General features: G+C 46.4%; 23 protein-coding genes. 5 read left to right on the top strand and 18 right to left on the bottom strand.

Annotated features, from left to right (window positions below):
• Positions 1 to 54: 54 nt before the first annotated feature.
• Both BTA31_RS09650 and pepV read right to left on the bottom strand, forming a co-directional pair.
• Positions 55 to 528, bottom strand: a complete 474-nt coding sequence (locus tag BTA31_RS09650; RefSeq protein WP_076791119.1) for a DUF2691 family protein — start codon at positions 526 to 528, stop codon at positions 55 to 57.
• Positions 529 to 544: 16 nt separating this feature from the next.
• The gene (gene pepV / locus BTA31_RS09645) at positions 545 to 1,936 is read right to left on the bottom strand and encodes a dipeptidase PepV (RefSeq protein ID WP_076791116.1); all 1,392 of its coding nucleotides are present in this window, start codon (positions 1,934 to 1,936) and stop codon (positions 545 to 547) included.
• A 107-nt stretch (positions 1,937 to 2,043) separates the two neighbouring features.
• Here pepV and BTA31_RS09640 point away from each other — a divergent pair, with 107 nt between their 5' ends.
• Positions 2,044 to 3,351 carry an NCS2 family permease gene (locus BTA31_RS09640; RefSeq protein WP_043926246.1) on the top strand — a complete coding sequence of 436 codons (1,308 nt, stop codon included), beginning with the start codon at positions 2,044 to 2,046 and terminating at the stop codon, positions 3,349 to 3,351.
• A gap of 20 nt (positions 3,352 to 3,371) precedes the next feature.
• Here BTA31_RS09640 and BTA31_RS09635 read toward each other — a convergent pair whose 3' ends face one another.
• Together BTA31_RS09635 and BTA31_RS09630 are read right to left on the bottom strand one after the other, a co-directional pair.
• Positions 3,372 to 4,532 carry an ABC transporter permease gene (locus tag BTA31_RS09635; protein WP_076791114.1) on the bottom strand — a complete coding sequence of 387 codons (1,161 nt, stop codon included), beginning with the start codon at positions 4,530 to 4,532 and terminating at the stop codon, positions 3,372 to 3,374.
• Positions 4,529 to 5,236 carry an ABC transporter ATP-binding protein gene (locus BTA31_RS09630; RefSeq protein ID WP_422109652.1) on the bottom strand — a complete coding sequence of 236 codons (708 nt, stop codon included), beginning with the start codon at positions 5,234 to 5,236 and terminating at the stop codon, positions 4,529 to 4,531. The genes BTA31_RS09635 and BTA31_RS09630 overlap by 4 nt, the downstream gene beginning before the upstream one ends.
• A 271-nt stretch (positions 5,237 to 5,507) precedes the next feature.
• On the opposite strand from BTA31_RS09630, the gene BTA31_RS09625 reads away from it, so the two are divergent.
• Positions 5,508 to 5,729: a DeoR family transcriptional regulator gene (locus BTA31_RS09625; RefSeq protein ID WP_043926249.1), complete on the top strand. Its 222-nt coding sequence runs from the start codon at positions 5,508 to 5,510 to the stop codon at positions 5,727 to 5,729.
• A 119-nt stretch (positions 5,730 to 5,848) separates the two neighbouring features.
• On the opposite strand, the gene BTA31_RS09620 is transcribed toward BTA31_RS09625, so the two are convergent.
• Positions 5,849 to 6,571, bottom strand: coding sequence for a pseudouridine synthase (locus BTA31_RS09620; RefSeq protein WP_076791109.1), 723 nt, complete (start codon positions 6,569 to 6,571; stop codon positions 5,849 to 5,851).
• Positions 6,572 to 6,612: 41 nt separating this feature from the next.
• A complete protein-coding gene (locus BTA31_RS09615; RefSeq protein WP_043926251.1) occupies positions 6,613 to 8,241 on the bottom strand; it encodes a putative polysaccharide biosynthesis protein in 1,629 nt (542 codons plus the stop codon).
• A gap of 234 nt (positions 8,242 to 8,475) precedes the next feature.
• On the opposite strand from BTA31_RS09615, the gene BTA31_RS09610 reads away from it, so the two are divergent.
• Both BTA31_RS09610 and opuD read left to right on the top strand, forming a co-directional pair.
• Positions 8,476 to 9,750: a BaiN/RdsA family NAD(P)/FAD-dependent oxidoreductase gene (locus BTA31_RS09610; protein ID WP_076791181.1), complete on the top strand. Its 1,275-nt coding sequence runs from the start codon at positions 8,476 to 8,478 to the stop codon at positions 9,748 to 9,750.
• 230 nt (positions 9,751 to 9,980) lie between these two features.
• Positions 9,981 to 11,516, top strand: a complete 1,536-nt coding sequence (opuD, locus tag BTA31_RS09605; RefSeq protein ID WP_094777423.1) for a glycine betaine transporter OpuD — start codon at positions 9,981 to 9,983, stop codon at positions 11,514 to 11,516.
• Positions 11,517 to 11,814: 298 nt separating this feature from the next.
• On the opposite strand, the gene BTA31_RS09600 is transcribed toward opuD, so the two are convergent.
• The 10 genes from BTA31_RS09600 to BTA31_RS09555 all read right to left on the bottom strand — a co-directional run bounded on the left by BTA31_RS09600 (position 11,815) and on the right by BTA31_RS09555 (position 18,879).
• Complete coding sequence (locus BTA31_RS09600) at positions 11,815 to 11,997, bottom strand: sporulation protein Cse60 (RefSeq protein ID WP_003184510.1); 183 nt, start codon at positions 11,995 to 11,997, stop codon at positions 11,815 to 11,817.
• Positions 11,998 to 12,172: 175 nt separating this feature from the next.
• Complete coding sequence (locus BTA31_RS09590; protein WP_076791100.1) at positions 12,173 to 12,487, bottom strand: rhodanese-like domain-containing protein; 315 nt, start codon at positions 12,485 to 12,487, stop codon at positions 12,173 to 12,175.
• A gap of 82 nt (positions 12,488 to 12,569) precedes the next feature.
• Positions 12,570 to 12,704 (bottom strand): hypothetical protein, encoded by a 135-nt coding sequence (locus tag BTA31_RS23550; RefSeq protein ID WP_256700609.1) that lies wholly within the window; start codon positions 12,702 to 12,704, stop codon positions 12,570 to 12,572.
• Complete coding sequence (locus BTA31_RS09585) at positions 12,701 to 13,807, bottom strand: response regulator aspartate phosphatase (protein WP_076791098.1); 1,107 nt, start codon at positions 13,805 to 13,807, stop codon at positions 12,701 to 12,703. The genes BTA31_RS23550 and BTA31_RS09585 overlap by 4 nt, the downstream gene beginning before the upstream one ends.
• A gap of 108 nt (positions 13,808 to 13,915) precedes the next feature.
• The gene (locus tag BTA31_RS09580) at positions 13,916 to 14,275 is read right to left on the bottom strand and encodes a DnaJ family domain-containing protein (protein ID WP_043926255.1); all 360 of its coding nucleotides are present in this window, start codon (positions 14,273 to 14,275) and stop codon (positions 13,916 to 13,918) included.
• Between the two features lie 37 nt (positions 14,276 to 14,312).
• Complete coding sequence (locus BTA31_RS09575) at positions 14,313 to 14,960, bottom strand: YesL family protein (protein WP_076791095.1); 648 nt, start codon at positions 14,958 to 14,960, stop codon at positions 14,313 to 14,315.
• Positions 14,961 to 14,976: 16 nt separating this feature from the next.
• Positions 14,977 to 16,254, bottom strand: coding sequence for a Gfo/Idh/MocA family oxidoreductase (locus BTA31_RS09570; protein ID WP_076791094.1), 1,278 nt, complete (start codon positions 16,252 to 16,254; stop codon positions 14,977 to 14,979).
• Positions 16,255 to 16,272: 18 nt separating this feature from the next.
• On the bottom strand, positions 16,273 to 16,767 hold the full coding sequence (locus tag BTA31_RS09565; protein ID WP_076791091.1) for a lipoprotein YteS: 495 nt from the start codon (positions 16,765 to 16,767) through the stop codon (positions 16,273 to 16,275).
• Positions 16,764 to 17,885 (bottom strand): glycoside hydrolase family 88/105 protein, encoded by a 1,122-nt coding sequence (locus tag BTA31_RS09560; RefSeq protein ID WP_076791089.1) that lies wholly within the window; start codon positions 17,883 to 17,885, stop codon positions 16,764 to 16,766. The genes BTA31_RS09565 and BTA31_RS09560 overlap by 4 nt, the downstream gene beginning before the upstream one ends.
• A gap of 28 nt (positions 17,886 to 17,913) precedes the next feature.
• Positions 17,914 to 18,879 carry an ABC transporter permease gene (locus BTA31_RS09555; protein ID WP_043926260.1) on the bottom strand — a complete coding sequence of 322 codons (966 nt, stop codon included), beginning with the start codon at positions 18,877 to 18,879 and terminating at the stop codon, positions 17,914 to 17,916.
• Between the two features lie 215 nt (positions 18,880 to 19,094).
• Here BTA31_RS09555 and BTA31_RS09550 point away from each other — a divergent pair, with 215 nt between their 5' ends.
• Positions 19,095 to 21,404, top strand: coding sequence for a helix-turn-helix domain-containing protein (locus BTA31_RS09550; protein ID WP_076791087.1), 2,310 nt, complete (start codon positions 19,095 to 19,097; stop codon positions 21,402 to 21,404).
• 31 nt (positions 21,405 to 21,435) lie between these two features.
• Here BTA31_RS09550 and BTA31_RS09545 read toward each other — a convergent pair whose 3' ends face one another.
• A complete protein-coding gene (locus BTA31_RS09545; protein WP_076791084.1) occupies positions 21,436 to 22,941 on the bottom strand; it encodes an extracellular solute-binding protein in 1,506 nt (501 codons plus the stop codon).
• Between the two features lie 16 nt (positions 22,942 to 22,957).
• The gene (locus BTA31_RS09540; protein WP_076791082.1) at positions 22,958 to 23,836 is read right to left on the bottom strand and encodes a carbohydrate ABC transporter permease; all 879 of its coding nucleotides are present in this window, start codon (positions 23,834 to 23,836) and stop codon (positions 22,958 to 22,960) included.
• Between the last annotated feature and the right edge of the window lie 68 nt (positions 23,837 to 23,904).

The raw sequence follows: 23,904 nt of genomic DNA, 5'->3' as shown, positions 1-23,904 counted from the left end.
CAGCAATGTTTTTCAGCAAAAAAGCCGCTCTATAGAGCGGCTGTCTTTGTTGCGCTACACATGCATCCCTGTCCTGGCATCGTTGTGATCCGTTATATATTCAATACGCTTGAAACCGCAGTCCTTTGCATTTTGATACAGAAGCTCCAGCTTTTTTTGATCTTTGCAGTATATCGTGACAAAACTCGAATCGGCTGTAAGTACAATCAGCTCGCAGCTGCTTTTCATATATGATTCATATGTGCTGACATCCTCAGGATGACCATCCCGAGGAAAAGCCTTCAAATCAGCGAAGATGAGATAGTATCTTTCGTCTTCCAGCCTTTTTTTAAATGCTTTTCCTATCAGCACCTGCGGTTCTTGGGGAAAAAGATTTTCATCTGACAACTCACCGTTTTGCACGAGATAGCATTCGCCATCGGCAAGCAGCCAATTGAAACCTGCCGGATCAACCGGTTTCAGCATATCGAGAAGAAAGCGCCCGTACCCGTTCGGGATTTCAAATAATACGCCTCGCTGATGTCTCATATCATCACTTTCTTTGCTACTTCGCCAATTCATAAATAGCCTGTGCATAAATCGATACAGCCTTCAGCAGATCATCGATTTCCATATACTCGTCTTTCTGATGGGCAACATCAGGACGTCCTGGAAACAGCGGTCCAAATGCCACGCCGGCTTTCAGTGATCGTGCATATGTCGCCCCGCCGATGGAAATTAACTCTGCCGTTTCCCCTGTCTGCTCCTCATAGACCCGCTGCAGCGTTTTGATCAGCTCATGGTCTTTTGCTACATGATGGGGCTTGCTGTCTTTAAAGCTGATAAGGCTGGCGCCCTGTATTTGTGACAGCCCGGATTTCACCCGGCCGCTCTCTTCAGTCACAGGATAGCGAATATTAATATGGGCCTCCCCGCCTTTTTCCTGTTCATACTGCAGCCGGCCGACATTCAACGTCAGCTCTCCGCTGATGTCATCACGGCAGTCGATGCCGATCTTTTTCCCTCTCGTATCTCCGGCAAAAGCCCCGCTAACCGTTTGAACAAAATGGAGACCGGTTCTGTCAAGGGATTGTGTATGTAAAAACTCGGCCAAAATGAGACCGGCATTGACACCGTTATTAGGCTCCATGGCATGAGCTGATTTGCCGTACACGGTTATTGTCAGTCTGCCGCCTTCTTGAAGAATACGCCCTTCTGCGCGCTTTTCTTTTACAAACCGGGCAAATGACTCTTCAAATCCTGACGGGGCAGTTCCGGCCAGAACGGCTTCGGCATCATCAGGCACCATGTTCAGACGCCGGCCGGACCGGAAAGTCTCCAATACCAAGTCCGCACCTGTTTCCGCTTGATCAGTTTCAATTTTTAAAGCTGCGTCAATCAGCCCTTTTTCCGCATAGATAATCGGAAAATCAGCATCAGGCGCAAAACCGGCTGAAGGCATCTCTTCGTGTTTAAAGTAATGCTCCACACAGCGCCAGTCGCTTTCTTCATCGGTGCCGATAATCATTCTGATTCGCTTTGATAATGGGAGGCCCGAGTCTTTGACAATTTTTAATGCATGAAACGCGGCCATTGTCGGCCCTTTATCATCAAGCGCTCCCCTTGCATAGATGCGCCCGTCTCTGATTTCTGCAGCAAACGGGTCGCTCGTCCACCCATCTCCGGGCGGAACGACATCAATGTGGCAAAGCACGCCGATGATCTCCTCGCCTTTCCCCCATTCGATATGGCCTGCATAACCGTCAAGATTTTTGACCGTAAACCCGCTTTCTTCCCCTTTATTGAGAAGCGCTGTCAGGCATTCTTGAATTTCTTTTCCAAACGGCCGGCCCGGACCCGCCGTCTCTTCATCAAGGACGCTGTTGATTTTTAAAACACCTTGAATATCCTCTACGATCTCATTCCGTCTTTTTAAAACTTCCTGTTCCCAGTTCATAATTTCGCCCCTTCTTTTTTCAGTTTAGCCAAAAACCCTTGCAAAAACACCTGATAACGAATAATATAGATATTGTTTTGCTATAATGTTCGTTATTGGAGGAAATGATGTTTAACATAAAAGAAAACCAAACCACAGTCAAAAAAGAAATCCTCGCCGGTATTACAACCTTCTTTACAATGGTTTATATCGTCGTGGTCAACCCGAGTATCCTTTCCGGCACAGGCGTCCCGTTTGATCAAGTATTCACCGCCACAATCATCGCCGCAGTTGTCGGAACGCTTTGGATGGCGCTTGCCGCCAACTTTCCGATCGCGATTGCACCCGGGATGGGACTGAACGCGTATTTTGCAGTGTCAGTCGTCGGCTCGTCCAACGGCGAAATTTCTTACCAGACGGCGTTCAGCGCTGTCTTCGCGGCCGGTATCCTCTTTATTATCTTATCGCTAACACCTCTTAGAAAACAACTGATCGAAGCGATTCCGGCCAATCTAAAATACGGGATTACCGCCGGAATCGGATTGTTTATCGCTTTTGTCGGTCTGAGAGGAGCCGGAATCATTACCGCCAATGAAGCCAATTTGGTCGGGCTCGGCAATCTGCACTCGCCCGGCGTGATACTGGCACTAATCGGCTTGGCTTTCTCTGTCGTTTTGATGGTCATGAATGTGAACGGCGCTCTATTTTTCGGTATGATCTTAACCGGGCTGATCGCCTTTTTTACCGGCCAGCTTGAGTTTACCAAAGGGATTCTGTCAATGCCTCATCTGCCCGAAAAACTGATCGTCACAAACCCTTTCGCCGCTTTTGGCGATGTCATCCACTACGGCCTTTATTCAGTTGTCTTTTCGTTTCTCCTCGTCACGATTTTTGATACGACAGGAACGATGATCGGTGTCGCTGAGCAAGCCGGGCTCATGAAAAACAACAAACTGCCGAATGCAAGAAAAGCCCTTCTTGCCGATTCGACAGCGACGACGATCGGCGCAATGTTCGGGACAAGCCCGACGACCGCCTATATCGAATCATCCGCCGGGGTTGCCGCAGGCGGAAGAACAGGGCTTACGTCTTTAACAGTCGCTGTGCTTTTCGGCGCGGCGCTGTTTTTCAGCCCGCTTGTCAGCGCGGTCTCCGGGATCGCAGCGATTACGTCACCGGCATTGATCATTGTAGGAAGCATGATGATCGGCGCTGTGACCAACATCCGCTGGAAAGAACTTGACGAAGCATTTCCGGCCTTTCTCGTCATTTTGACAATGCCGCTGACATCGTCTATTGCGACAGGCATTTCCCTCGGGTTTATCTCTTATCCGATTGTGAAAGCCGCGAAAGGCAAATGGCGCGAGATACATCCGCTTGTCTTCGTGTTTGCCGTTCTCTTTTTCATACACCTCTTCTTTTTGGAAGGGCATTAAACGACTGAACCCCGTCTTTTTTAAAAAGACGGGGTTTTTAGCATAAGGCTGAGTGCGATGACGAGGCCGCACCAGATCAACCCCGGATAGAAAAGCCAGTCAATGGAACTCCGCCTCGCTTCATAAAAAGCATCGCTTTCATTATCTGCCCCCAGCAAAAAAACGCGTTCCATCACCTTATCAAAATGGACGGATAACAGACTTCGATAAGCGAATGCAAAAACCAGGAGAGCACCTGCTTTCATCCAGATCGGTCCAACCAGCATCAGCGCCGTAAAAATGCCGATCATTTGCATAAGCTGTCTTTTATAGTCCGGATGGCGCAGCATCACTTTTAAAAAGATTTCCTTAAAGCCATTTTGCACTGTACGAGCTTTAAAGATTTTCTGAGATTTTTTAAAGAACAGCCGCGGCCTTTTCGCCCCTCGTTTCCCCGGCTTCGGCACGCTTCCATCCAGGTTCAGCGACAGGAAGAATTTTGCGAGTCTCAGCTTTCTTCTGTGATCAAATTCAACCTCTTCATAAAATCGAAACATGTTTCCGAGAGTGCCGCCGGCGGTCTTCACCGCAGCCGTCAACAGCACCAGACCGCTCAAGAGCACAACCGGCCAGGCAAAGAACAAAACAACTGCACAAGCCGACAGCCACACGAAAAAGATCAGCCCGGCGTTCAGCACCCGGTGTTTCATCTTGTACTGCCGTCCGATGTTCCGCTGCTTCAAGACGGTGATCAAGGAATTGAGACAGAAATAAAAAAAGAATACGGCGAGACAAGCAGGCAGATCAATCCCAAATTGTCTGACGAACAGTGGAGTAAACACGACCGCCGCAAACAGCCATTTGCCAAACTGGACAAACAGACAATATAAATAGCCGCATCTTTTCATGTTCAACACGAGCATCTTTTTTTGTAACAAATAAAGCTGATCGGCTTCCATTAAGAATGTCCTCACAGACCCAAACAGCGTAAAAACGGCCGGAGCCAGCACAATCAATCCGGCCTGCCATCCGTTATGAAACGAACCTCCATTCAGCCATTTGATATATTGATAAACGCCGATTCCGGCCACAGGCAGCACAATATACAGCGCAACCGTCCAATCGATGACCAGTTTTATGATCCGCAGCTGATAAAGACAGTCCGCCTTCAGCCTGCTGATAAACAGCGACCGGCCGCTCATGCTGGCGCACCCTTTACAGCATAGTAAAAACAGTCAAGCAGAGAGCCATCCGAAAGGCCGGTTTTCTCCTGCAGCTCTTCGAGTGTACCTTCCAGCATCAGACGGCCATTTGAAATCAACAAAAAACGGTCACAGATCTTCTCGGCGGTATCCAGCACATGCGTACAAAGCAAAATACCCGCTCCCCGCTTCTGCTCTTCTTTCAGCATATCCAAAAAGAGGCGGCTTGCGATCGGATCGAGCCCGATAAACGGTTCATCGATAATATATAGATCAGGCTGCATGAGAAAAGCATGGATCAGCATCAGCTTTTGCTGCATCCCTTTCGAAAAGGTCCCCGGATAATCGTGAAGCGCATGCTCCAGCGAAAATCGCTCGATGAGCCGATTCGCCCTCGGCAAAAACGAAGACTCGTCCTCCTCTAAAAACGTCCCTAAAGCCGTGATATGCTCCCATAAAGTCAATTCGTCGTAAAAACTGGGCTGTTCAGGTATGTATGCATAGTTTGACGTTTCAGGCCATTCAATCTGTCCGGCCATATGCCTTGTTAAACCGAGTATCGTTTTAATTGTCGTGCTTTTCCCCGCCCCATTCGGGCCGATTAATCCGACGAGCTCGCCTTCCCCCACAGCAAATGATATATTTTCGATCGCCGATTCCCCTTCTTCATAACCGGATTTTTCGATATGCACTTTTAACTTCATCATCTTCACCACCTCTCTTTTATTACGTATGAAGCAAGAAAAAGTTTAAATTTTTTTATCAAAAAAAACGTGATCGTAGTGCATGTTCTGCTCACGATTTTCATTTTTTCATTAATTTGGCTCCGGCTTTTTTCTGGATATTTGGCAAAGAGATCGTGTATAATATTTATTGATCATTTTCAAGAAATGGTCGCTAACCGTCCATGCTGCATTTTGGAGTCGAAAGTTGTGGTAGTCAAGTCCATTCGATCATACGATAGGGAGTGGTTGTTTGAAACCTTCAACAAACCGAATGCTAACCAGGATCAAATCAGTCTACATGTTCATTCAAGAAAAAGGACTCGTTACAACCCAGGAACTGGTTGATGAATTTGGCATTACACCGAGAACAATCCAGCGTGATCTGAATGTGTTGGCATACAACGATCTAGTACACAGCCCAAGCAGAGGCAAATGGGAGACTACAAGAAAAAAAGTGAAAATCTCCTCATAGTAATATTCTGAAAAATTGAACTTTAGCGCTGAATATCATATAAGACAGCCATCAAACATAAAAAGCATCAAACTCGATTAAGTTCGATGCTCCTCAAACCACTTCAGACACTCGATGAATCAGAGTGTCTTTTTGTTTTGCAATGCGGCAAGCTCGTGTTCAGAGAGCTCCCTGTATTCCCCTGGCAAAAGCTCTTCATCGAGATCGACATCCCCCATTTTCAGCCGCTTTAAATAGATGACGTCATGGCCGACCGCCTTCAGCATTCTTTTCACCTGATGAAATTTTCCTTCAGTTATTGTCAAAAGCAGACGTTCCACGCCGTTTTCGCTTTCCAAAAGCGACGCTTCAGCCGGTTTTGTGACATAGCCTTCACCGATATCGACCCCTTTTTCAAGCTGGTCAAGAGCCGCCTGATCAATCGGCTTATTGACATGTACTTCATACGTTTTAGGCACGTGTTTTTTCGGGGATAAAAGCTGGTGTGCCAACTGTCCGTCATTCGTCAAAAGCAGCAGCCCCTCGGTATCCTTGTCAAGCCTTCCGACCGGAAACGGCTCAAAACTCAGCAGCTCCGGATCGAGCAGATCGACAACCGTTTCCTGCCGGCTGTCTTCTGTTGCAGACAGCACTCCTTGCGGCTTGTTCATCATCAAGTAAATAAATTCCTGATAAATGACGGGCTCACCGTATACCGTGATGTCGTCTGATTCCGGGTCAACTTGCTCTTTGGCGTCTTTGACCAATTGATCATTCACGCGCACCGCGCCGTTTTTCAGCATTTTTTTGACTTCTTTTCTCGACCCGTAACCGCTGTTTGACAACAGTTTATCCAATCTCATGAAGACACTCCCTTTTTTCTGCATAAAAAGAAAAGCCCTTTTTAGGAGGCCTTTCTTTTGAAAAAGCGATTCAACCGCTGACCGAAGATTTTTTCGAGCAGCTTCACACGGTAAGCCAAGTACAGATAAACTGATCCGCCGACCGCGCTTGTGATGAAAATGACGACAGCAGACCTGATCTGTCCGCCTTCATATGAAATAAACAGACTCAGAAGCGCCTGAACAAGCAGCAAAATGATGCCCATGACCGCCGTCAGAATCAGCATCAGCAAAAACCGTTTAAACAGTTTGCGATACGAATAGCCGGCATGGCGTTTAATCATGATAAATCCATAAAGGAGTGACGCTGAATAGCCGAGCGCCGTTGCCAAAATCGACCCGCTGCCTTGAAATAGCTTGATGAGCGGAACGTTAAGCGCGATTTTGATCACAATCCCCATCATCAGGCTGACAACCGCAAATTTCTGCTTGTTCACCCCCTGCAAAATCGCAGCATTGACGGTGAATAGCGAGAATAACAGCGCCACAGGCGCGTACCAGAACAAAATATCTCGTCCCATTTCAGGGAGCAGGCTTTCCGAGCCGTAAAAGAACGTGTAAACCGGCCCCGACAAAAGAGCCATACCGACTGATGCCGGAAGAACGATGAAGAGAATGATCTGCATCGCCTGATCAATCTGTTTGTTTAAAGCAGGGAAATCTTTGTTGGTGAAATTTTCAGTCACCGCCGGGATCAATGTCAGGCCGAATGCCGTCGCGAGAGATACCGGAATCATCACAAGCTTTGGCACGTACAGCGTCACGATCGCCATCAAATCCTGGCTGATGTTTTGATAGCCGGCTGCAATCATCGCTCTATTAAACGTATTCGTATCAATGTACTGATAAAGCGGTATCGCCAGTCCGACAAAGACGTAAGGGGCGGCATAGCTGAACAGCTCCTTAAACATTTGCCGGTACGTAATATTGGCGGAAGGAACAAGGTTCGGCTTCAGCGCCAGGAGCGCCCCTTTTCTTTTCTGCCAGGAAAAATAAAGAGTGAACAGCCCGGCGAACGCGCCGATCAAAGCCGCAAAAGTCGCATAACCGACAGCGACGACAAGCCCGCCGTTTACTACTTTGATCACCAAATAAGTGGCCGTTAATAAAAAGACGATTCTGGCAATTTGTTCAACGACCTGTGAAACGGCTGTCGGCCCCATCATCTGGTGACCTTGGAAAAAGCCTCTGATCAGCGCCAAGATCGGCACAACAAGTAAAGCGAGACTGACCATGCGGATGACATACACGACATGTTCAATCGTCAGCCCGTTGTTTTCTGTTCCGCCAAGGGCCATTTCCGCAAAAAACGGGGCGGACAAATATAGAATGGAGAAAGCAATGATGCCTGTGACGAGCATCATCGACATTCCGGCGCGGAGCATCCTTCTCGTTGTTTCATAATCACCCATCGAGTTATATTTCGAAACAAACTTGGACACGGCCGCCGGAAACCCCATGGTCGCAATGCTTAAAAAAATCGTATATTGATTATAACCGTACTGGAACAGGGCACCGCCGGTGGCACCGACCATGGCTCCGAACGGAATCAAATAAATCATTCCGAGGATCCTTGAAATATAGGTACCAAGCGTTAATACAAATGTGCCTCTTAATAGTTTGCTTGACATGTTCCCAATCACCATTTTTCTTCAATAGATTCAACTTTTCTATTTTAACATACAGGCGCATCACTCAGGTAATAATAACATGGCTAAATTTTAACACGCCTTTGTTTTATCGTTTTTTCATCATGGCGTTCTTTCGTTATAATAAGAAGATGGAGCGCGGTTGTTGTCTGATGCAATCTGCTCCGCCTGCACAGAATGCAGGCTCTACAAGACAGGAAAGTTGAGGATATGGGTATGAAGTATTTTGATGTCATCGTCATCGGCGGAGGCCCCTCCGGGCTGATGGCCGCCATCGCGGCCGGTGAACAGGGGGCGGACGTTCTCTTGATCGACAAAGGAAACAAACTCGGCCGTAAGCTGGCCATTTCAGGAGGCGGACGGTGCAATGTGACGAACCGCTTGCCGGTTGATGAGATCATCCGGCATATTCCCGGAAACGGGCGCTTTTTATACAGCGCTTTTTCTGAATTTAACAATGAGGACATCATCAAGTTTTTTGAGCGTCTGGGCGTCAAGCTGAAAGAGGAAGATCACGGAAGAATGTTTCCCGTCTCTGACAAGGCGCAAAGCGTAGTGGATGCACTTTTAACAAGGCTTGAACAGCTTCATGTAAGCGTACGTACAAACGAAAAAGTGAAAACTGTCCTATACAATGAAGAAAAAGCATGCGGGATCGTGACGGGCAGCGGCGAAGAAATTGCAGCGGGATCTGTCGTTATCGCTGTCGGCGGGAAAAGCGTCCCCCATACGGGATCGACCGGAGACGGCTATGAATGGGCGGAAAAAGCCGGCCATACGATTACGGAACTGTTCCCGACAGAGGTTCCGGTTACGTCTGACGAGCCATTTATCAAGCAGAAAACATTGCAGGGTCTATCACTGAGAAACGTCGCCCTCAGCGTATTGAACAAAAAAGGAAAGCCGGTCATCACCCACCAAATGGATATGATTTTTACCCATTTTGGACTGTCAGGGCCCGCTGTCCTCAGATGCAGCCAATTTGTCGTCAAAGAGTTGAAAAAGCAGGAAAAAGTCAGACTGAAAATCGACTTGTTCCCTGACATTCATGAAGAACAGCTTTTTCAAAACATGCATAAAGAATTAAAGGACGCTCCGAAAAAATCACTCAAAAACGTGCTGAAGCCTTGGATGCAGGAAAGGTATCTGCTGTTTCTTCTCGAGCGTAACAAGATTGACCCTTCTGAAACTTTTTCATCCCTTTCCAAAGACCGTTTCAGAGCTTTCGTCAAAGACTGTAAAGAGTTTACCGTCAATGTGAACGGCACCCTTTCGCTTGACAAAGCCTTTGTGACCGGCGGAGGAGTTTCCGTAAAAGAAATCGATCCTAAAAAAATGGCGTCCAAAAAAAAGGAAGGGCTTTATTTCTGCGGAGAAATCCTCGATATTCACGGCTATACGGGTGGGTATAATATCACATCCGCACTTGTCACAGGCAGACTTGCAGGCTTGAATGCAGGCGGATTTTCGATTCACCTGAGAAAAAAATAAAATTGCTCCAAACCCTTGACAAATGTGGAATAGCAGAGTTTCAGCCCAGTGCTGAGACTTGTGCCTTTTTTGAAAAGTATGTTACGGTTAAAGAGTTTTGTTTCACCTGATTGTGGGGTAATAGGGGAAGCTAGGTCAAACTTCCTAAGAGAGAATGATTTTTATATGTGCAACTCATACTAAACATAATGATGGGAGTAAGGACGAAAAATGATTAGAGGGTGAGGATGATTTTGAAAAATATTTCAAGCGTTTTTTGGATTGTGATTGTTATCACAGCAGCAGCTGTATTATTGGGAATCGTTGCTCCGGATAACCTTCAGGCGTTAACGACTTCGATTCAAGGTTATGTTACGAACACACTCGGATGGTATTACTTATTGGTGGTTTCTCTGTTTGTCGCATTCAGCATCTTTTTGATCTTCAGTCCGATCGGAAAGATCAGATTAGGGAAACCTGAAGAAAAACCTGAATTCTCTCGATTATCTTGGTTTGCCATGCTTTTTAGCGCAGGTATGGGCATTGGTCTCGTATTTTATGGCGCGGCTGAACCGATCAGCCATTATGCCATTAGCTCTCCATCAGGTGAAACAGAAACAGCCCAGGCCTTCAGAGATTCTCTGAGGTATACATTTTTCCACTGGGGATTGCATGCTTGGGCGATCTATGCGATCGTTGCCCTTTGCATCGCATACTTTCAATTCAGAAAAGACACGCCTGGCTTGATCAGCGCGACGCTGTTTCCGGTCTTCGGCGACAGAGTAAACGGACCGCTTGGAAAAGGGATTGACTGCATCGCTGTATTTGCAACCGTCGTCGGTGTAGCGACTAGTCTCGGAATCGGCGCCACGCAGATCAACGGCGGACTCCATTATCTATTCGGAGTACCGAACAGCTTCCAGGTGCAACTGGCAATCATTGCAATCATCACCGTTCTGTTCTTAATTTCCTCATGGAGCGGAATCGGAAAAGGCATCAAGTACTTGAGCAATACGAACATGGTGCTGGCCGGCATCCTGATGATCTTTATGCTGTTCGTCGGACCGACGGTATTAATTATGAACTCGTTTACGGACACGATCGGAACGTATATCTCCAACGTGGTGCAAATGAGCTTCCGCCTTGCGCCTAATGATCCGGACAGCCGTGAATGGATCAATTCATGGACGATTTTCTACTGGGCTTGGTGGATCTCCTGGTCGCCGTTTGTCGGTATTTTCATCGCCCGCGTATCAAGGGGGCGCACAATCAGGGAATTTTTGATTGCCGTCTTGTTTGCGCCTACTGTGCTGGCGTTTCTATGGTTTTCAATTTTCGGGGTTTCAGCGATGGATCTACAGCAAAAAGGGACCTTTAACGTTGCAAAACTGTCTACAGATACGATGCTGTTTGGAATGTTTGACCACTACCCGCTGGCTATGATTACATCTATCGTTGCCCTGGTGCTCATTGCCGTATTCTTTATCACTTCAGCAGACTCGGCAACATTTGTTCTCGGAATGCAAACGACTTACGGTTCACTGAATCCTGAAAATTCGGTCAAGATATCATGGGGCATCATCCAGTCAGCAATGGCTGCGGCGCTTCTGTATTCAGGCGGACTATCGGCGTTGCAAAACACCGCCATCCTGGCCGCACTGCCGTTCTCAGTCGTCGTGATTCTCATGATTGTATCGTTATATAAATCTCTGTCACAAGAACGAAAAGAGATTAAACAGGCCGAGAAATTCCAGAAGCCAAGAAGCCCGAGGGTGAAAAAAGCATAAACGAAAACAGCTCTTCTCTCTGAAGAGCTGTTTTAAATTGTTGACAAATCCCAAAACGACTTTTAGTTTTCGGATTTTGTCATCCTTTCAGTGTGACCCCGCAACTCTTGCAGTCTAGAAAGGGCGAGCACCGGAGCTGACTTTCACAGGATGTGATGACGGCGGCGTTCGGGCAGGACGCCTGGGCGTTAGCCGCCAATCCTTCTCCTATTCGTGAGCACCGACTTAGCAGGCCTGACAACGAATGCGAAGGTTTGTCGACACGCTGAACAGCTCTTCTCTCTGAAGAGCTGTTTTTTTATGTCCTGTATAAAATTAACGCTGAAAAACAGTAAAGCTGTTCGCCTTGAGGATCGCATGCGGCTGATACGTCATATTTTATATCGACCAGCTGGTCTTCCGACAGCTTTTTTAAGAATTCATTGATTTCATGCTGCAAATCTTTTTCGTGTTCTTCATCAAATACGGCCACCTTCAGCATACGCTCTCTCCTTTCTATAATGAAAGGTATTCGCACACAGCCGAAGTTATGCTTAAAATCCTTATCGAAAGAACTTTGAACGTTGTCAGCAGACGCTCCGGACGTTTCCTGACATTTGATGATTCATTTTCAATAAAAAAACTTCTTACCTTTACAGATAAGAAGCCGGATTCGCTTATTTTGTTTTCGGCTTTGTGTTTCCGGTCCATTCGAGCATGCCGCCGACCATATTGGTGACATCAAAGCCTTTATCCTGCAAATAGAAACAGACATTTTCGCTGCGCTTGCCTGATCGGCAGACAAAGATATAAGGCTGCTCCTTTTGGAAGACGTCGAGTTTTTCAGGGATATCCCCCATTTTAATGTGGACGGCTTCAGGGATCATTCCTTCAGCCACCTCTTCATCTTCTCTGACATCTATAATGTTCAGCGTTTCTCCTTTTGCAAGCCGGTCTTTCAATTCATCAGGCGAAATCTCTTTTATCGTCATCGTTACTGCTCCCTTCAATTGCCTTTAGGTGAGACTATTATAGCAAAAGTCGGGAGGCAATTTCTATTTCGGCAGGTTTTCTCTATCGTCCGCTGTCAGGAAACACCGATTTGCCTAATGGCTGAAACGATCCGTCCTGTGCTGCAGAATCAGCTGTGAAGCTTCCCCCTATCAGACAAACAAGCATGACGGCAAAAAAACAAATGGATTTCTTCATATGAGCTCCTCCTTCATTTTATATATTTGATTTTTCGCATGCTGCGATTTTTCCAGGTAAAGCGCGCTTTTTTCATGGTCGCCTGACTTCATGTAGTAGTCGGCTATATCTTTTGTCAGTTCAGCAACATGCGGCCATAGCCGTTTATCGCTCATATATTCAAGCGAAAATTCAATATCGAGCGGATGGCCCGCGTCATACAGGGCAAAAATCAGCCTGAACTTCGCTGCGTATTCATCCTCTCCTTGTTCCGCCGATCTGGTAAATCCCTCTTTGCAGAGACGCCTCGCTTCTTCGGGAGAACCGTATTTATACATGAGGTGAGACAGCTCAAAAAGGGTGTTGATGCCAAAGACCGATTGCTCATGGACACCGATTGAAAGGGCTTTTCTAAACTGCTCCTCCGCCAAAAGCGGCAAGCTGCATTTGGCATAGTTCAGTCCCATATTATGATAGATCAGCCCGATGATTCGCCGGTTTTGGAGGGAAACGGCTTGATCAAGCGCCCGGCCGTAGTGCTCCTCCGCTTGTTTGATGCGGAACAGTTCAAACTGAACCGACCCGAGAATCATTTCGCACCCGATCGTTTTGTCTATGTATTCTTTATGCTTGCTGAAAAGTGAGAGCGCTTTTTCGGAGTAGTTCAACGATCTGAAATGATCGTCTATTTGGTAGTAGGCGGTCGCGATTTTATAATAAAATTCCGCTTTTTCAATTTCATCGGTCAGTTTATGCAGCTTCGTTTCCGCTTTTTTGTAACAGCTGATCGCCTCAAGATAGTTTTTCTCATAAAACTCATACATGCCTGAAAAAAAGAAAAAATAGTACTGAATGATGTCATCCACGCTCTTAACCGTTTCCTTCTGCCTTTTAATCTTCCGGAAGAGCTCGGCTGATTCTGCAAACTGCTCCATCATCAATTTGCAGCGGTAGTCCAAAAGCTGAAAATAAAGCTCCAAATCCCTGTTTTTCTCCATTTTAGAAAGCAGGTTTTGGATCTCGTACCTCAAAGATACAGCCTGGAGCGCTTCGTGGCGCTTGATCATGGTGTACCACTGATTCAAGAGCCGGGCCGCTTTTTCGTATGCCGCTTTCGCTTCCACTTCTTCATTCCATCCTTTCTCCTTTTTAAAAGCATAAATATTACCTTTATTTTACATAAGATGATTGTTATTGGCAATTATTTTTATGAATAAGTGCAGGGAATGGCATCAGCTCCAATATTTGAGCTGACTTTCGAGGTTTTTGGCTGAAACAAGGCCTTTTTGGAATTGGTTCGGACAGGTGAGGTTGTATTTTTTAATTTTTTGGTTGATGTCATCAATCAGCACGTCGCGCTGATTCGATTTGATCGCTTTTTCAATCTCTTGTTTAATTTCCTTTTGCAGCTTCAGCCACTCCGGCAGATAACGGGCGTTTTTAAGAGTTGACGAAAGCGCATCCCCCTCGAGCGCCTCTTTGCTAAGCGGTTTTCCATAACCGGGGAGGGACTTGAAATCGTCTTTCTTTTCGCTCTCCTTCACGGCTTGATCAATCCAGTGAAGATATCGTTTTTCAAATTCTTCACCCATATAGGCCAGCTCCTTTCACCACACCTAAAACAAAGGATCAGGTGTGTCTTGTCGTTATGACGGTTTCCCTCTGTTCTGCGGCTTCCGCTTTTTTCAACACTTGATATGCCAGCCACATAACCGCATAACTGAGCAGACTGGCGCTGAAAAAAGGAACGATCCCGGGCAGAAAGGCAAAAGCGATATAAAGCACTGCAGTGACCGTCATCATCGTTAATGTATACTGCAAATACGATATGCCCAGAATCAGCGAAAACTTGAAATACATCCGCTTCTTCCAATCGAAATGGGCGAGCAGCGGGAACATATAAAACAGCATGATCAAAAACAAAAATCCAAAAACCATAATGACGAACCGGAGAACGTGCAATAGGAGATGATCCGGATAAATAAAAGCAAGATCTACATAAATGATGATGCCGACCGCCGCCAGAATGAGACCGATGGCGTTGGAACGAAAAAACTCGCCGCGGTACGCCTGCCAGAACGTTTTGAATATCGGAATATCGGTTTTGCCCATAATCCATTTTCTCATCACGGAAAACAATGCAGTCGTCGCCGGCATAAACCCGAAGACGCCAAGGCCGAGCATGGTGAAAACAAACCACAGCAGGTTGGCGTAAAAAAACTTCAGCACCCATTCACAAAAGCTCAGCACCCTTCCCATGGAGACGTTTTGTTCCACGAATTTCTTTCCCCCTTTATGTATATTGCCGGGTATACAGAAGTTCACTGATTCCTATCGGCTTTTTTTCTTTGATAGAGCGCCACAATGCCTCGCCGGCTGCAATTGAATAGGCGCCTGCTTCGGCACCGGCCAGAATGTCGTAATTCCTCAAAGAATCTCCTCCGCCAAACAGCTCTTCCAAAAGCAGCGGGTCTCCTCCGCCATGCCCGCCGGGCTGCCTGACGACGCGAATCGTTTCCTTCGATTCAAACAGCGGATAATAATCGATGGTCTGTTCTGGAACTTCAAATGGAACTCTTGCCGGCGCATGATATTCCTGCGTTTCAAGCCTTCCCTTTGTTCCGTTGATTGCAAGCCGGTAGCCTTCATATGGGGCTGAAAAATGAACGGAGTAATTCAGCAGCGCCCCTTTGTCGTATTTCAAAACGGCTGCATACGTATCCTCGATATCAATTTCTTCATCGAAAATACACGCATCAGGCCTGTAATCGGTATAGAGCTGATGCTTGTTTTCGTTGGTCTTGACATGGTCGTCCTGCGGGTCGCCTGCCTGCCACCTCATATAATAGCGGCATTTCTTCTTGACATGGCATGTTCCGCAATAGCGTTTTTCCCCTTTTTCAGGATTCATTTCGCCGCCGGGTCCGTAGTAGTACAGACCGCCGTAGGCAAAAACCTCGCGGGGCGTTTGATCAAGCCACCAATTGACAAGGTCGAAATGATGGGTTGACTTATGGACGGAAAGTCCGCCGGAGAATGCTCTCATCCTGTTCCAGCGTTTAAAATAGCTTGCACCGTGATACGTATCGATGTACCAGTTCAAATCAATCGACGTAATCGTGCCGAGCTTTCCTTCAAATATCAGCTCTTTGATCTTGCGGTGGTACGGATTGTAGCGGTAGTTAAACGTAACGGTCACTTTTCCTTTGCTCTCGGCTTCGGCTTTTAACACGGCTGCCGCATCCTGTGCCGTTGTCACCATCGGCTTTTCAGTGATCACGTCAATATCTGCCCGTAAAGCGCCCAATATATAGCGGACATGCGTATCATCACGGCCTGCTACAATTATGGCGTCCGGCTTGATTTTGCCAAGCATTTCCGTAAACGCTTTCTCTTCAAAAAACGGGACAGGACGAAGCGCCGGAAATCTTTCTTTGCAGACTTCTTCCCTCAGCGGATCGATGTCCAAGAGCGCAACGATGCGGTTTTCCTCCCCGTATTTTTCCAGCAGAGGCTCGATAAACATGTTAAAAGCGCGGCCGCTCAGACCGCATATCGCATATGTTTTCATCGGCCCTCCCCCTTTCATTCATTTTGATCGAAGCGCTTCGATGAGTTCCGTCGCTTCAGGGGTTTTCTTCGCGTAAACCGGTATGAAAGCTGCCATATCTGTATTTAGCTGAAATGTATAGCCGTTCAAACGTTTTTCTCCTTTTTCGATGACAGCCGCATACAGCTGTACTTCCCCGTTTTTGCCCGGATCGCTGTACGGCTCTTTTTCTTCCGAAGCAACATTCAATGGCTGAAGTCCTTCAGGATCGTAAAAAGGTTTAAACATGTCTTCTGGAACGATAAACAGATCTCCTTCTTTCGCCGCAATTTCAACAAGGAGTTTTTCCGGTGCAGCTGGGAAAACGATGATGTTGAGCTGTTCTTTCTCGGCAGCGCGCTGTACGTTTTCCTTTATTTCAGCCGGTGCATCCGAAAAGATCAATACGTCTGTTCCCCGGTTACCATCCTTTCCGCATGAGGAAAGGAGAAGCACTGCTGCAAATAGAAGGACGGAGAAGGCGAAGTTTTTCACTTCGCTTCCCCGCAGGAAAAACGGCCGGTCTTTTCGAGTTCTACAAGAGCCATGATCAATGCACCTACACCGTGCAGATCGTTGGTGCTTTTCTCCCGTCCGACATAATAATCGTATGTCCCTGCAGAAGTTCCGACGCAAATATCTTTTAAAAGCAAGCCTTCTTTTGCGCTCAGCTCGATTTTTTCTTCGCCGAGTCCTTTGAAAGCCTTTGCCGCTCTATCAATATATGATGAATCAATATAGCCCATGCGAGCTCCTTTGGTCATCGCATACATATACAAACACGAGCAGGAGCTTTCAAGCCAATTGTCCGGAAGTCCGCCTTTATCGACAACCTGGTGCCATAACCCTGTACTTTCATCTTGAAAATCAGCAATGCTTTTGACCATCTCTTGAAGCGTCCGGGTCCACTCCTGTCTTGTGTCATGCCCCTGCGGGAGCAGTTCGATCATGTCGCTCAGTGCAAGCGCGTACCAGCCGATTGACCTTCCCCAGAATTCGGGAGAACAGCCTGAGACGGGGTCGGCCCAGGGCATTTGCCTCTTTTCATCCCACGCATGATAATACAATCCCGTCCTGCAGTCTTTCGTATGGTTTCTCATCAGTTTTTCCTCGAGGATGACCATGTCGTACAGTTCAGGCTCATTGAACACTCTTGCATACTTGAGTGCGAAAGGCCCTCCCATGTACAATCCGTCAAGCCACATTTGGTAAGGGTATTTATCTTTATGCCAAAAACCGCCTTCTTCTGTTTGATTCAGCGTTTCAAAAAGGCCCTTCAGCTTTTTTGCGGCTTTACGGTAGCGTTCATCGCCCGTCTCATCATACAAAGGATAAAGGATAAGTCCGGCTTGTATGGCGTCCAGCTCATCCCTCCTGAAATAAAAATTTCCGCAGTCATCGATGAGTTCATCGGCATATTCTTTTACATATTTGAAGTATGCTTCTTGCCCCGTCTCTTCCCAGAGGCGAATCAGGCCGCACAGAAATACGCCCTGATGGTAGTGCCAGCGTCCGGCCGGCGGCAGCCCCTTCGGCGTATACGCTTTCATTATTGTTTTGGCCGCTTCTTCGGCAATGTAAAGAGGCGATCTTGTGATGAGAGATTGATTCATGTCATTCAATTCCTTTCATCAAAGAATATTAATAGATCCCTTCTTCTCCAAATTTCTTCGCCATCCTGTTTGCAAATACGACAAGAATGAGACCGACAGCTGCTTTAAATAAACCGACGGCTGTACTGTAGCTGAACTGTCCCTGCTTTAATCCGGCCGTGTATACATACGTATCAAAGATTTCGGCCACTTCGCGGTTCGTTGCATTCAAAAGCAGATACACATGCTCAAAGCCGAGTTCGAGCGTATCGCCGATTTTCAGGATCAGCAAAACGACGATGACGCTTCTGATCGCAGGAAGTGTGACATGCCACATCCTCCTCAGACGATTGGCCCCGTCCATTTTCGCCGCTTCGTAAAGCTGCGGATCAACAGCGGTAATCGCCGCCAAATAAATGATTGTCGACCAGCCGGCTTCCCTCCAGATGACCTGAAGAATGTACATCGGCCTGAACCAGCTTTCATTCAGCAAAAAGTTGATCTTTTCTCCGCCGAAGTAAGCGATGATCTCATTGATCAATCCTCCGTCAACAGTCAACAGGACGAATGAAAGCGATACGACAATGACCCATGACATAAAATGCGGAATATAGATCAGCGTCTGGACAAACTTTTTGAACAATGCGACTCTGACTTCATTCAATAAAAGCGCCAAAATAATCGGTATCGGAAAGAATACAACAAGGTTGAGAAAAAACAAAATCAATGTATTCTTCAACAGCATAAAAAACGTCGGTTCGGTAAACAGCCTTTCAAAATGCTTAAAGCCCACCCATTCGCTCCCCGTTATGCCGAGAAACGGCTGGTAATCTTGAAACGCTATGACAATCCCCCACATCGGCACATACTTAAAAAGCAAAAAATAAATCAGTCCCGGCAGAATCATCAAATATAAATATTTTTGCTGGAGAAGCTTTTCCCAAAAACGCGTCTTTCGTTTTTTTCCAACAATAAGGGCCGGATTTTTTCCGGTCTGGACATCGGCTGCTTTCATAAACGGCCTCCCTTCGTGATGTTTGCTTTCACTTTATCCCACCATGAAAAAATAAATCTACAATCATATCATCACATCGGCCGCACCTCGCCCGGCAGCCGGCAAAACCTGATAAAATGAAACGATGGTTAGAAAATGATTATTGACAAATTCACACAAAAGTCGGATTAATTATATATGAACAACTCAAACGAAGATTTGTTGGGGGGGAATTTATGAAGAGAAAACAATATAAGTTTTACTATAAGCTGGTGACCTTCTTTCTCGTTCTGAGCACCATTCCGGTCATCATCGTCGGCTTTTTTTCCTATCAGAGATCAGCGGAAACGATTGAACAAAACGTTACAAACGAAAAGCTCCAAACCGTTGGCCAGACACAGCTAAATATTGAACATATTTTAAAAACGGTTGACCATTCCTTCACCAATTACGTCCGTTCCTATCCTTTAATTCAGACGCTCAGCCGCACCATTACACCAGAACGCTTTCAGCTGTACAACCAAATCAACAAGGAATTAAACGAACTGCAGACATTCGATACCGATCTGTCGGATATCACGCTGATCAGCCAAGAAAAAAAGTGGTATATCAACAATTCCGGTTTATATCCTTTAGATCAGGGAAAACAAGCCATCACGCTCTCACTTTACAACGCTTTAAAAAGCCGTTCCAGCTGGGTGCTTGAAAAAAACAACGACCTTGTCGCCACAAAAGAAGGGGCTTCGGGAAACTGCCTGTACAACGTCAATCTGGTCAAACAGCTTCCCCTGAACAGCATGGAAAACAGAGGCCTTGCGATCGCGAGCATTCCTTCTTGTTCGCTTGTCAAGCGCATGCCTCATCATTCAAAAACAAACAGCATGATGGTGCTTGATGACAACGGACGGATCATCCTACACTCAGACAAGTCAATGATCGGGCAATCGATCAAACAAGAAGATTATTTCAAAACGATCCGCCGGCACCAAGAAAAAAACGGCCAGTTTGATACAGTAGTTAGTGACACCGCCTATAACATTACATACCAGAAATCTGATTACAATAATTGGATATACGTTTCATTAACGACCATTCCGGAACTCTATCAGCAGACGGCATCAATCGGCTGGTTCACGTTTACGATCTGCGTCATTTTGTTAGCGCTTTCATATCTGTTTTCCTGGTTTGGTTCACGTCATTTTTACAGGCCGATCAAGGTTTTATACGAATCCGTCTCCGGCTTTTCTGCAGGAGCCGATTCCGGCCAAGAGAAACCGAAAAACGAATTTGAACTGATTGAACGGAATATTAAAGAAATGAAAAATAAAAACCATGATCTGAAGGTGCGTGTCGAACAGCAGGTCACCCAGCTGAAGCAGTATTTTTTAACAAGGCTATTGCTCGGCAAGCTTAGCGAAGAAGAAATCAAAGACCGCTTTACAGGGCTCGGCTTCCCTGAAGATTGGAGCCACCTGTCCGTTTTCACACTGCAAATAGATACATTGAAAGACACGTCATACGAAAAAAAGGATCTTGATGTCCTGCTGTTTGCGATCAACAGCCTTGTCGAACGATCTGTGCCCAAGAATAAGCGCCTTCCGCCGGTTGTCATTGATAAAACGCAGACCATCATCTTGCTGAACCGCGGACAGCCGCTGGACAGGTTTCAGGAAGACTTGGAGCATACCGCATCATCCATTAAGGATAAAATCCATGAAGAGCTTGGGTTGTTCGTCAGCATCGGCATCAGCCAGCCGTTTACAAGTCTCGCAATGTCAAAGCGCGCTTATTTGGAAGGGCTTGAAGCGCTGACATACCGTCTGAAATCCGGAAAACACGCGGTGATTTTCTATGAGCATCTTGACCGCAATAAAGCGTTTTTAACCCAGTTTCCGAAGCAGATTCAAAATGAATTGTTTGAAGCCATTAAAACGTGCAACCGTAAACAAGCGGCCGAACAGCTTCACCTTCTCCTTGAGTCGATTTGTTCTGAAAACATGAATCCGCATCACTGCCAGGTTGCGATTGCAAGGCTGTTGAACAACTTGATTGAATTTATGCATCTGCTCGGAATCGAGATTTTTGAACCGAACGAAAATACGATGCTGTACGATGACGTCTTTGAGCTGACGACCATCGAGGAGATCGAAAGCTGGCTGAACGCGCAGATCATCATTAAAATGATCGATACACTCAGCATCAGAGAAGAATCGCAATACAAAAACATCTCAGAAAAAATCGTCCATATTATCCAGCAGGAATTCGACACGGACTTAACGCTCGAATCGATCGCTGGAAGGCTTCATTACAACCCCAACTATTTAAGCAGCATCTTCAGGAAAGAAATGAAAATATCGTTCAGCGAATACTTGTCATCCTACAGGCATCATATTGCAAAAAGCTGGCTGACGGAAACGAGTCTGTCCGTAAAAGAAATTTCTGAAAAACTGAAATACAAAAATCCGCAAAATTTCATCCGTTCATTTAAAAAGCTGGAAGGAATCACACCCGGCAAATACCGCGAACTGAAAAGTCATTCGGCATAAAAAGACAATCCCGGCTCCCCGGGATTGTCTTCTATTTTTCTGCTTTTTTAAATGACTCCTCATATTCTTCTATGACTTGATTGCCGCCGTTTGTCCGCCATTTTTCAACCGCTTTCTCGAACTGGCTTTCACCCGTTTTGCCGAGGATGAATTGATATGTGGCATCATCAATAATCTTTTGCAGTTCATCGCCTCTTTCAGATGCAGCCGGTGAGTACAGGCTTTCGGCCGGGTTTGAGACGATGATCTCATTATTGTCCTCTGTCAGCTCTTCATATGTTGTGCGGAGCGGATCGCCCGTATTTTTCAAATATTGTTTATCAATGCCGACGAGAGAGACGAGCGGCTGGATTTCCGCCTGCCAGTCTTTCAGTTTTTCATCAATTCGTTTGAATTGTTTATCCCCTTCTTTTTTATAGTGAACCCCTTCGATCCCGTACGTCATCAGGCTGTAAACATCCTCTTCGGCGATCCGGTCGAAAAAGGCCAGAATCCTCTTCAGCTCTTTTTCTGTTTTGACGCTAGTTTTCGGGAAGGCAAAGATTCCGTTATGCCCGCCTGATGCCCAAACGCGTTCCTTTCCGTCCGGCCCTTTGATCCGATTGATGATCTCAAGCTCCATTTTGTCATCGACAGACTGGTCTCTTAAATTGACGGCATCGACCATATTTCCGACATAAATGCCGGCCTTCCCTTGTGAAAACATCTCCTGCTGCTGCGTTTTGCTCGTCACCGGGAAGTCTTTGTTGATCAGCCCTTCATCATACAGCTTTTTCATATATTTCATCGTATCCATATACTCTTTTGTCATGAAGTCAGGCGTGAACTTGCCGTCTTTTTCCTCCCAATCAGTCGGCATGCCCATATAGGACCCCAAAGTTTTAAAAGCACCGTAGATTAAATCGTTTCTGTCCGCAAAGCCGATCGTATCGTTCTTCCCGTTTTGGTCAGGATCTTTTTCTGTAAATGCCTTCGCTGTTTCGTAAAGTTCATCAACCGTCTTCGGCATATCGAGCCCAAGGTTGTCAAGCCAGTCTTTACGGATGACGACCCCCTGTCTTGATAACGGGCGCTCCCTGTAGATGCCGTAAAGCTTCCCGTCGATTGAAGCGTTTTTATTGATCAGCTTGTTCATCTTGCTTAAATTCGGATAATCCTTTAAATAAGGGCCGACCTCCCAAAACATCCCCGACCTGAACGCATTCATGACAGATGAATTTTTAATGTCCTGAATGGTGACGACTTTCGGCAGGTTTCCGGCGGCGAGCGCTGAGTTTAAGCGGTCCTCTTTTACCGCATCAGGCACCCACATTAAATCGAGCTTTGTATTGGTGAGCTCCTCGATTTTTTTAATCGCCGTATCCTTCGGCGGCTGCTGATGGTAAAGGATCACCATCCAGCTCAAGTCCAAAGGCGAGTTCAGATCGACTTTCTCATCCTTTGAAGAAGCCTGATCTGCTCCGCCGTTCGAACAGCCAAGCAGCCCGCCGGCAAAAAGCACGAACGCAAAAATCGGGATCAGCCATTTTTTCCCCATATTGTCCCCTCCGTTTTTATCCTTTAATTGATCCTAAAAGAGCGCCTTTTGCAAAGTGTTTTTGAATAAACGGATACACGAGCAGCACCGGTATGGTTGCAACGACAATGACCGCCATTTTGATCGTTTGTTCCGGCGGCGCCGCGGCTGCTCCCATCTCCGTCATATCCCCTTGCATACCGCTTGATACGATAACAATCTGGCGAAGCAAAACTTGTATCGGCCATTTTGTCGCATCGCTCAAGTACAGAATCGCCTGCATGTACGTATTCCAATAGGTGACGGCGTAAAACAGCGAAATTGTCGCAATCGCCGGCAAAGACAAGGGAAGAATGATGCGGAAGAAGATTCCGATGTCATTGCAGCCGTCGATTTTGGCGGATTCCTCAAGGCTTGACGGTATGTTTTGAAAAAAGTTCTTTAAAATAATCAAGTTAAACGCATTGATGGCGGTCGGAAGAATCAGAGACCAATAGGTATCGAGCAATCCGAGCGATTTTACGACGAGAAAGGTCGGGATCATCCCTCCGCTGAACAGCATCGTGAACACGACCAAGAACATCAGGACACGCCTTCCCATCAGCTCCTTTCTCGACAACCCGTATGCCATTAAAGAGGAAAGAAACATGCTGACCGCCGTCCCTACGGCTGTGACAAGAATAGAAATGATTAAGCTTCTGTACACAATGTCAGTTGAAAAAATATACCTGTACGCATCCAGCGAAAAAGTCGTCGGTATTAAAATAAACTTTTTCGAAATAACCTCCTCCACTGTCGCAAAAGAGGCTGCAATAACGTGGATGAACGGCAGCACACAAACCAATCCGAACCCTGTTAAAAATGAATAATTCAATATATCAAACACGCGGCTTCCAGCAGAATGCCTGATCGTCATTTCCCCCTCCTTGTAAGCGCTGTCAAAATATTACGATATCGTGTCTAAAATGTAGCAAACAGAAAGGA

Origin of the sequence: Bacillus haynesii, from assembly GCF_001969855.1 — a bacterium.
In the GTDB taxonomy this organism is placed as follows: Bacteria; Bacillota; Bacilli; order Bacillales; family Bacillaceae; genus Bacillus; species Bacillus haynesii.
Note: the sequence above shows the minus strand (reverse complement) of the source record. Positions and strands in the feature narration are given on the sequence as shown.

What these genes read in the sequence shown, in the direction of transcription:
- BTA31_RS09540 (WP_076791082.1), bottom strand. Translation starts at nt 23,836, where the DNA reads ATGACGATCAGGCATTCTGCTGGAAGCCGCGTGTTTGATATATTGAAT.
- BTA31_RS09560 (WP_076791089.1), bottom strand. Translation starts at nt 17,885, where the DNA reads ATGAATCAATCTCTCATCACAAGATCGCCTCTTTACATTGCCGAAGAA.
- BTA31_RS09650 (WP_076791119.1), bottom strand. Translation starts at nt 528, where the DNA reads ATGAGACATCAGCGAGGCGTATTATTTGAAATCCCGAACGGGTACGGG.
- BTA31_RS09555 (WP_043926260.1), bottom strand. Translation starts at nt 18,879, where the DNA reads ATGAAAGCAGCCGATGTCCAGACCGGAAAAAATCCGGCCCTTATTGTT.
- BTA31_RS09590 (WP_076791100.1), bottom strand. Translation starts at nt 12,487, where the DNA reads ATGACGATAAAAGAGATTTCGCCTGATGAATTGAAAGACCGGCTTGCA.
- BTA31_RS09640 (WP_043926246.1), top strand. Translation starts at nt 2,044, where the DNA reads ATGTTTAACATAAAAGAAAACCAAACCACAGTCAAAAAAGAAATCCTC.
- BTA31_RS09545 (WP_076791084.1), bottom strand. Translation starts at nt 22,941, where the DNA reads ATGGGGAAAAAATGGCTGATCCCGATTTTTGCGTTCGTGCTTTTTGCC.
- BTA31_RS09635 (WP_076791114.1), bottom strand. Translation starts at nt 4,532, where the DNA reads ATGAGCGGCCGGTCGCTGTTTATCAGCAGGCTGAAGGCGGACTGTCTT.
- BTA31_RS09630 (WP_422109652.1), bottom strand. Translation starts at nt 5,236, where the DNA reads ATGAAGTTAAAAGTGCATATCGAAAAATCCGGTTATGAAGAAGGGGAA.
- BTA31_RS09600 (WP_003184510.1), bottom strand. Translation starts at nt 11,997, where the DNA reads ATGCTGAAGGTGGCCGTATTTGATGAAGAACACGAAAAAGATTTGCAG.
- BTA31_RS09580 (WP_043926255.1), bottom strand. Translation starts at nt 14,275, where the DNA reads ATGGGTGAAGAATTTGAAAAACGATATCTTCACTGGATTGATCAAGCC.
- BTA31_RS09615 (WP_043926251.1), bottom strand. Translation starts at nt 8,241, where the DNA reads ATGTCAAGCAAACTATTAAGAGGCACATTTGTATTAACGCTTGGTACC.
- BTA31_RS09550 (WP_076791087.1), top strand. Translation starts at nt 19,095, where the DNA reads ATGAAGAGAAAACAATATAAGTTTTACTATAAGCTGGTGACCTTCTTT.
- BTA31_RS09610 (WP_076791181.1), top strand. Translation starts at nt 8,476, where the DNA reads ATGAAGTATTTTGATGTCATCGTCATCGGCGGAGGCCCCTCCGGGCTG.
- BTA31_RS09570 (WP_076791094.1), bottom strand. Translation starts at nt 16,254, where the DNA reads ATGAAAACATATGCGATATGCGGTCTGAGCGGCCGCGCTTTTAACATG.
- BTA31_RS09620 (WP_076791109.1), bottom strand. Translation starts at nt 6,571, where the DNA reads ATGAGATTGGATAAACTGTTGTCAAACAGCGGTTACGGGTCGAGAAAA.
- BTA31_RS23550 (WP_256700609.1), bottom strand. Translation starts at nt 12,704, where the DNA reads ATGAAGAAATCCATTTGTTTTTTTGCCGTCATGCTTGTTTGTCTGATA.
- pepV (WP_076791116.1), bottom strand. Translation starts at nt 1,936, where the DNA reads ATGAACTGGGAACAGGAAGTTTTAAAAAGACGGAATGAGATCGTAGAG.